This is a genomic window from Neobacillus drentensis (assembly GCF_036965245.1).
Lineage (GTDB): Bacteria > Bacillota > Bacilli > Bacillales > Cytobacillaceae > Neobacillus > Neobacillus drentensis_G.
Window position 1 is genome coordinate 11553 of record NZ_JBALPG010000028.1, and the last position, 8475, is coordinate 20027.

At 39.2% G+C, this 8475-nt stretch carries 6 protein-coding genes; 4 read left to right on the forward strand and 2 right to left on the reverse strand.

Annotation, left to right across the window (positions count from 1 at the left end):
• Positions 1–8: 8 nt before the first annotated feature.
• The 3 genes from V7150_RS08085 (at position 9) to V7150_RS08095 (ending at position 5509) form a co-directional block, all read left to right on the forward strand.
• On the forward strand, positions 9–4265 hold the full coding sequence (locus tag V7150_RS08085; RefSeq protein ID WP_335515983.1) for a S8 family serine peptidase: 4257 nt from the start codon (positions 9–11) through the stop codon (positions 4263–4265).
• 309 nt (positions 4266–4574) lie between these two features.
• Positions 4575–5090, forward strand: coding sequence for a hypothetical protein (locus V7150_RS08090; protein ID WP_335515986.1), 516 nt, complete (start codon positions 4575–4577; stop codon positions 5088–5090).
• Between the two features lie 29 nt (positions 5091–5119).
• The gene (locus tag V7150_RS08095) at positions 5120–5509 is read left to right on the forward strand and encodes a hypothetical protein (RefSeq protein WP_335515988.1); all 390 of its coding nucleotides are present in this window, start codon (positions 5120–5122) and stop codon (positions 5507–5509) included.
• 41 nt (positions 5510–5550) lie between these two features.
• Here V7150_RS08095 and V7150_RS08100 read toward each other — a convergent pair whose 3' ends face one another.
• Positions 5551–6066 (reverse strand): DnaJ domain-containing protein, encoded by a 516-nt coding sequence (locus V7150_RS08100; protein ID WP_335515991.1) that lies wholly within the window; start codon positions 6064–6066, stop codon positions 5551–5553.
• Between the two features lie 419 nt (positions 6067–6485).
• On the opposite strand from V7150_RS08100, the gene V7150_RS08105 reads away from it, so the two are divergent.
• Positions 6486–7049 carry a DUF2062 domain-containing protein gene (locus tag V7150_RS08105; protein ID WP_335515994.1) on the forward strand — a complete coding sequence of 188 codons (564 nt, stop codon included), beginning with the start codon at positions 6486–6488 and terminating at the stop codon, positions 7047–7049.
• A gap of 51 nt (positions 7050–7100) precedes the next feature.
• Here the strand turns inward: V7150_RS08105 and V7150_RS08110 are convergent, their stop codons facing one another.
• Positions 7101–8207 (reverse strand): C40 family peptidase, encoded by a 1107-nt coding sequence (locus V7150_RS08110; RefSeq protein ID WP_335515997.1) that lies wholly within the window; start codon positions 8205–8207, stop codon positions 7101–7103.
• Between the last annotated feature and the right edge of the window lie 268 nt (positions 8208–8475).

Consider the following 8475-nt stretch of genomic DNA (forward strand, 5'->3'; position numbering starts at 1 on the left):
GTAAGAGGATGAAAAGAAAACAACGCCGATGGTTATCGATACTACTTACAGCCATTCTAGTATTGCCGTTGTTCCTGCAACCGCAAATGAATGCTGACGCTGCTATAAAAGGAGTAAGTGCTTCAGCCAAGGATGTGCTACCAACACCAAAACAAAAAGTAACGAATTCGTTGTACAAGCAATTTGAAGACCAAGATAAAGTAACATTTCTCATCAAAATGAAAGAGCAGGTGGATGCTGCTAAAGTTGCAAAGGCAGCTGAGGATAAAGCCAAGCTGCAGAAGGCGACACCTGCAAAAACAAAATCATTAAAGCGAAACATAATTGTTTCCGAGTTAAAAGCAAAGGCACAGGAAACACAGACTGACGTGTTAGCGTTTCTTGAAGAGCAAGTGAAGGCTGGAAAGGCCAAGGATGTTCATTCCTACTATATCGTGAATGCGATTGCTGTTACAGGAACGCAAGAGGTAATGGAAAAAGCTGCAGCTTTTCTAGAGGTTGAAAAAATCCTCCCAAACGAAACAAGACAATTGTTCGTTCCGGAAAAAACCGCAGGTACATCTTTACAAGAACCGGCAGCAGGAACCAATTCGATCGAATGGAATATTGATCGTGTAGGTGCCCCTGCGGTTTGGGAAATGGGGATCGATGGCAGCGGAGTTGTCATTGGCTCGATTGATACCGGAGTGCAATGGGATCACCCGGCATTAAAGGAAAAATATCGTGGTTTTAATAAGGCAACAGGACAAGCGGATAATACGTATAGCTGGTTTGACGCAACTAGTGGTCAAACTACACCATATGATGATCACGGGCATGGAACACATACAACAGGAACTATGGTTGGTTCAGAGCCGAATGGTTCCAATATCATCGGTGTCGCACCAGGTGCAAAGTGGATTGCGGTAAAGGCATTCACGCCAGATGGTGGTACAGATGCAGATTTATTAGAAGCTGGTGAATGGATGATGGCCCCAGGTGGAAATCCTGACAAGGCACCAGATGTTATCAATAATTCATGGGGAGGTGGTCCTGGGCTAGATGAGTGGTACCGTCCGATGGTTCAGGCGTGGAGAGCGGCAGAAATCTTCCCGGAATTCTCTGCAGGAAATACAAACTTAGGTAATCCTGGCGGCCCTGGATCTGTTGCAAATCCGGCAAACTACCCAGAAGCAGTCGCTACAGGGGCCACTGATATTAACAACAAACTTGGAGGCTTTTCCTTACTTGGGCCTTCTCCATATGGGGAAATCAAACCGGAACTTTCAGCACCGGGTGTCAATATTCGTTCTGCTGTCCCTGGTGGCAGCTATGAAGGCGGATGGAATGGAACCTCGATGGCTGGTCCGCACGTTTCAGCAGCCATTGCCTTACTTAAGCAAGCAAATTCAAGCTTAACAGTTGATGATCTAGAAAGAATTTTACAAACAACAGCCATTCCATTAACTGATAACAAATATCCAACATCACCAAATAACGGTTATGGCTCAGGATTATTGAATGTATTTGATGCCGTATCTTCCGTTGTTTCTGGTTTAGGAAAACTAAAAGGCCAGGTAACGAAAGAAGGAACCGACAGTGAAGCACCGGTGTTAACACATTCCCAACCTGGCGCGGTTTTTGCAGGTATGCCGTTAACGTTAGAAACTTCCGCTGCCGATAATATTAGTGTAACAAATGTATCGCTCCAATATCAAAAGCAAGATGGTTCATGGACGACTGTTGCTGCACAGCGAATTAGCGGCGATTACAAAAATGGAACGTACCGTGTGAATATTCCTGGTGCAGACATTTCAGGCAATGCTCTCGTATATAAGTGGAAAGCACTTGATTTCGGAGGAAATGAAACTGTTAGTGAACATAGAGTCACCGTTCTTCCGGGTATTACAGTTGGCTATGTGGCTGATTTTGAAACTAAGCCTGATGGATGGACTTCTTATGGTGATAATAATTCATGGCAGTGGGGTAAACCAACGAGCGGTCCTAATGCAGCTTTCTCAGGTGAAAAAGTTTTTGCGACCAATCTTAGCGGAAACTATGCGAACAGTTCAAATGCATCCTTACAAATGCCGCCAATTGATTTACCTGCAGGTAACAGCTACCTCCAATTTAAACAATGGTATGATTTAGAAAGAAACTATGATTATGGGCATGTATATGTCTCAACAGATGCTGTGAACTGGGTTCAAAAGCTTCGAGTCAATAATCTGTCAAATGGCTGGATTGACGGTGAAGTGAATTTAAGTGAATATGCTGGTCAAAGAATTTATGTAGCTTTCAACATCACAACTGATGGCGGTGTGACAAAGCAAGGCTGGTATATTGATGATGTTCGTTTAACAAATGCACCACTTGCTGCAACACAAAAAGCAGAGGTGGACGTCACAACTGAAAATGATGAATCTGCAGCAGCTTCTGTTAAAAAAGAAAAGGTCAATCCGGATAAGTTAACTATGATGATGCCTAAGGTGAAAAAGGAAGCAAGCACTGAAAAGCTTGCACCAATGCAATTGCCAATGCAGGCTCAAGTAACGGTTGTGGAATCCGGTCGTTCTGTTGCCACTAATCCGACAAATGGAAGCTTTGAGATGACACATGCAGCAGGAACATTTACGGTCATTGCTGAAAGCTATGGCCATCACTCGCAAACTAAATCAGTAACGATAGCAAAGGACGGAGAAGCAACAGCGAACTTTACACTTCAGGAACAAGAGAAGGGAACTGTTTCGGGAACGATCAAAAATAAGGCATCAGGACAGCCAGTTGCTGGGGCGACTGTATATGTTATAGAAGATGCAAATGTTCAGCCAGTCCAAACGGATGAAAACGGACATTTTTCAATTACGGCCTACGAAGGTGATTATACACTTAAGGTCATATCTCCACATTATTACAGTCAAGAAGCAAGCATTATACTAAAAGGAAATATCGAGAAAAATTTCGATATTAAACCGTTCATTGGTTATCCAGGTGAAATTGGCTATGACGATGGAACTGCGGAAAATGCACGTGCATTTTACGATGCCGGAAATGGCTGGGGTGTAAAAATGTCCTTAGAGAAAGGGAACAAAAAAGCATTTGTTAGAAGTGGCTTGTTCCGATTCGGGGATGGAGAGTGGCCTGATCCAGGTGGTACAGCATTTAAAGTAGCCGTATATGATGCTTCTGGCCCGGGCGGAGCACCAGGTAAAAAGCTGGCGGGACCTTTTGATGCTACAGCCCTTCGTAATGGTCAATGGACGCAAGTAGATTTAAGCAACTATGGAATTATTGTTGAAGGCGATTTCTATATCGTCTACATCCAAGCCGCAGACATTCCATATGTTCCTGGTTTGGCAACAGATGATGATGGGCCAAATACGTATCGAAGCTGGCAGTTGGTAAGCGGGGCATGGACACCTTCCCCGAAAACAGAAGGCAACTATATGATTCGTGCAGTGGTTGATTATGAAGTAACAGAACCATTGATTTCCTCTCCTGTTGATGGAGCGTTCACCAACGTTGAAACAGTAACTGTGAAAGGTGAAGCTGCACCAAAGACAAAGGTTCATATATTTAATAAAGGCGTAGAAGTTGCGGCTGTTGATACAAAGGATGATGGCAAATATTCTGTTGACGTGAAGCTCAAGAAGGGAGAGAACCAATTAACGGCAAAAGCATCTACAGCACAAGGGATGACGGATGCATCCGCACCTGTAAATGTAACCTATGATGCCAATGCGCCGGAGTTAACGATTGGCTCACCAACTGATGGAAGTAAATTGAATAAAGAAACCGTCACCGTTACTGGAACAGTCACAGATAACTATTTAAATTTCGTCCTTGTTAATGGAACAACAGCGAAGGTAGAGAATGGAACCTATTCCGCCAGAATTATTCTGGATGAAGGAATCAATCAAATCAAGGTTTTGGCCAAGGATAGGGCAGGAAACACGACTGAAAAGTCGGTGAAAGTTGACGTGAAATACACGGCACCATTGATTAAAAATGTAAAACCTTCTGAAGATAAGGAATTGAAGAAAGGCGAAAGTGTAAAGATTGAGTTTACAAGTGAGCCTGGTTTGAAAGCATCTTTCGTAGCGATTGCAACAGAGGTTCCAATGATGGAGGTTTCACCAGGATATTATGTCGGATATTACACTGCTACGAAGGATAGGATAGTCGCCGGTGCCATCATTGAGGTGAAGGCTGTGGATTCCTATGGCAATGAGTCAAGACAAACAGCTGACGGGAAATTGTATATTAATGTAAAGAAAGAGAAATAAAGGAAAATTAGCATCATTAATATCAAAAGGACCTCTCCACTTTTGAATTTCATCATTTTGGTTGTTGGTAATAGGAGTTCTATCATTAATCATTGTAGTTAAGATAATTCGTACGGTTATTGGCGCTATTGTAGGATTAGCCTTTACGATTATCGGGATTATACGCTTTTTTAAGTGGGAAATTCTAAAAAAATTAGGAACGATAAGAGGAAGGGCTCTACTAAGTAGACTCTTCTTTTTTTATCAGGGAGGAACCTCTAATGTACAAGGAATACAAAGTTAATGTCAAGGAAAATAGAGAGGCAATTCATGAGAGCGATAATTAAAACAGGGTATTTTCTAACAGCTAAAGGTTATATTAATCGACTTGTTGACTATGGGAAGACTCATGTTTTAGTTATGACTGAGAAGGGCAAAGACCTTTTTCAGGTGAAAAGAACGTCAATAAGGAGTGCTATTAGTTTTTTCTATTTCAAAAGGACAGCTATAAGAGAGGATGTTGAGCCATTTTCAAGGTTTACCTCCACCCTTTTCGCGATTATTATTCAGTGTTTTAAGGATAAATCGAAATTACAAAAATTAAAGAATGGACTATTTCGAATTTCTTTACTCGGTACAAGATGTCACTTTAGCGGACTTGAGAGAGTTCCAGCGATTTTAAAACTTGTGAAAGAGTTAAATGGAAAGTACGTTTTATTTAACTATAAGTCTATTTTGGAATCTCCACAGTGTTTACGTTTATTGGAGACCTATGATTTATATTGCATCATTGAAAGTGGGACCTATTCTTTCTTTAATGAAAACAAAAAGAATGGTAAAAAGTAGAACAGCAGCAATTATTTGGTGAAGAAACAATGGAGGATCATATTTTAGAGGGGTATGCTCAGTTTATTAATGATAATAAAAGGAACAAAAGAATACTAGGATTTTTTCCTTTAGTCCGTATAGGTGACCCAAAAGCGACTAAAAGGAACTACTTAAGATTAAAAGAGCTTACAGACGCGAATATTTACCCAGTGTGGAAGATTACCGATTCTTTAAAGGAATTAGATCAACTTGTGGCAGAAGAGACTAAAATGATAGGTTTGGGCGGAGCAGTTCCATATCTTAGCACCCGAAAACACGTTGTCCGTGAAATTCTTGATAAAGTTACTAATCGGCATCCTACAGTATCCTTTCATGGATTAGGAATTGCTGATGAATTATGGATTGTTTTTAATCTCTTTTTCGCTGATTTTTCATGAATGATTATTACATGCAAAAGAGACAGAATGCCTGTCTCTTTCTACTTTGTTTTGGTGTAATGTTCATAAAACACTCTAAAAAGCCTATCATCTCCTCCTCGATCAGGGTGGAGTGCTTTGAGTAATTTTTTAAACTCTTTCTTTATTATTTCTTTGTCAGCATCCAGCTCTAAACCCAATAATTCAAAGTATGTAAGGGGAGGGGAATCAGTTAGAGCATATTCTGCTTGTAACATTCTTTTTAAGCCGCGAACTTTGGCTTGTTCGATGCGAACCTTACTTTTTAATGCTTCGTTTTCCTCTTTTAATTGCTGATTCTCATAAAATGTTTTTTCCCATTGATGATAATCAACTCCAAATTGGCTGCTTCTTTTCTCAATTTTCTTTTCCAATATGAATGCTGCTAAATCAGTTGGTTTAATTATGTAGTTAATGTTCAAATTCTTAGTACGTTTCGCTTTCAGTTTTCCTTCAAGAATCCAACGAATAACGACCTGCTCATTATTTGTTATGCCTTCGTCCCTGAGTAGTTCAGTGGCTTCCTTAACATTCAACATTTAATCAACTCATTCTTAATAAATCTGCGTTATGAATAAAAGGTTAAAATCAATGTATCATAAGTAAAACCACATTTGTTTTACTGAATGATGTAATTTTGATTAAAAATACTTTTAAGAAGGATAGGAAGCCTAGTTTTTGAATTTTTCTTATTTCAATGTTTATGAATGTAATATGATAAATAAAGACTAAGATGGCCGTAATGACGAAAAAAAGGAAGATCCAAAGAGGTACAGAAACTCTGCCTAAGTAGAGTTTTTTCCAATAATATTCACCTACAACTAATAGAATATTAATTCATTTTTAATGAATAAAGTGTAAAATAGAAAATACATAGACCAACATGTAATGATTTTTTTGGAAGTTAGAAAATTTATACTAAAAAAAAACTTATCCGTTTTCACCAGGGGGTTACATCATGAGCACAAAACAAAAAAAGTATAATTTTTTTCAACGCTTTGGACGTGCTTTTAAGTTGAATTTCACGAAACTCCTGCGTTCTCCTGGGGGAGCCAGAAAGGTTGCAATGGGATTTGCCATTGGCTTTGGCTTGGAAATGTTAGTAATTTCAACTGCTTCCCTTATTTATATATTGTTTGTACCAATTGTCCGATTGGCTAAAGGCTCAATACCCGCTTCGATCATTGGAAATATCATTGGAAAACTCTCGTTTCTCCCTGTCCTTCTTTTACCGTTTGCTAGACAGCTGGGGAAAATCATTTTTCCAATGAAAGTCAGAATAGGTGACCATACGCATTTTTCTCTTCAAAATTTATTGCACGGAGATTTCCATAGTTTAGTCGGTCTACTCCATGGTGGTGTCCATGCATTAATTGGAATGACGATTTTTGGGATTGTTCTTGGCTCTATTTCTTACTTTATTGTTCATTATCTCTACGAAAAAGAAAGATTAAATAGACTTAAAAGAAGACGTCTTAAACATGAGATTCGTTTAGGCAGGATCGAAAAGAATTTAATATAAAATATGTCTTTTGAAAGCCCTTACTGTAATGTTAAGGGCTATTTGCGCTTTTTAAATTCGAACTACACGACCTTTAAAAGCATTTTTCCAATATCCCTTCGTCATATCTGCTATGGCGACTCCGGTTGAGCTTTGAGAACCAATGAATTTACCGTCTCCAAGATAGATCCCAACATGGCCGTCTCTCTTGTAAGTGTCGAAGAAAACAAGGTCTCCCGGCTGCATTTCTTGAGGAGAAACCTGCTTGCCATCATTTTTTATCGTAGAGGTAGTACTGCTGATTTTGATTCCTGCTTCAGAAAAGGCCCATTGAACAAAACCGGAGCAGTCAAATCTTCCACGGGCAATATCATTGGCATTTCTGCCGCCGCCAAACACATATACAGAGTTTCCTATGTACTTATTACCTGCATTGATGACTGTGTATGTGTACTCCTTTTCTAACTCATTTATGTATGTTTGAGCCGTTTCCTTTTTCTGAGCTTCCAATTCAAGCTGATTTTGTAATGTCTCATATTGTTCCTGTTGTTTATTTAGGTGAGCTTGCAATGTTTCGATCTTATTTTTCATGTTGTTAAGTTCAACAAGTTTATTTTCTAACAAAAGCTTTTTACTTTCATATTCTTTTTGCTGGTTTTCTTGCTGTTCCAAAAGATCTCGGTCTGCCTCAGCTATCGCTGCCAAAGCACTGACCCGGTCAACTAAATCACTTATGCTTGTAGCACCAAGCAGTACCTCTAGATAGTCGGCATGCTTATCACTCTGCTGATAGGATAGAGCACGTTCCTTTAATACTTCATTTCGTTTTTCCATATTTTCTTTTATTATACGAATCTCGTTTTCAAGATTTTCAATATCAGCTTTAGCAGCTGTAATCTCCATATCAACCTTTACGATTGCCTGATTATTCTCTTGAATAGCCTCAGAAACCCGTTTCAATTGGTCATTGACACTTAAATAGTTTCCTTCGATATTTGGAATTTCATTGTTAGCTGTTAAACGATTCGTTTGAATGGGTGAAGGGGCAACCTGAGGTAATTCATTCGTTTTTTCTATGTTACTGAATGATTCCGCTTGAACCTTATGTATAGAAAATTCATTTCCTGCCGCCGCAAGTATAATAAGCAAGTTTAACAGGATAAGTGCTTTTTTAATCACCTAATACCACTACCTTCTTATTAATATAATTTTCTAAATGTTCACTATATTTAATGTATCAATATTGTAGCAAATAATTCTGACAAGTATGTTATAAGAGTATTACAATTTGATAACAGTGAGATAAGAAACCTGAATCAGCAGTGCGATGAAGGCCAAATCGGTTGATAAAACGGAAAGATTAGTCCTTCATAAGCAGGATGAAGGCCATAACGATGGATAAGCCAGGAAGATTAGTCCTTCATAAGCGGGATGAAGACCAAATCAT

Excerpts from the sequence above, each read along its gene's own strand:
- V7150_RS08095 (WP_335515988.1), top strand. The coding sequence starts at position 5,120 with ATGGAGGATCATATTTTAGAGGGGTATGCTCAGTTTATTAATGATAAT.
- V7150_RS08100 (WP_335515991.1), bottom strand. The coding sequence starts at position 6,066 with ATGTTGAATGTTAAGGAAGCCACTGAACTACTCAGGGACGAAGGCATA.
- V7150_RS08090 (WP_335515986.1), top strand. The coding sequence starts at position 4,575 with ATGAGAGCGATAATTAAAACAGGGTATTTTCTAACAGCTAAAGGTTAT.
- V7150_RS08085 (WP_335515983.1), top strand. The coding sequence starts at position 9 with ATGAAAAGAAAACAACGCCGATGGTTATCGATACTACTTACAGCCATT.
- V7150_RS08105 (WP_335515994.1), top strand. The coding sequence starts at position 6,486 with ATGAGCACAAAACAAAAAAAGTATAATTTTTTTCAACGCTTTGGACGT.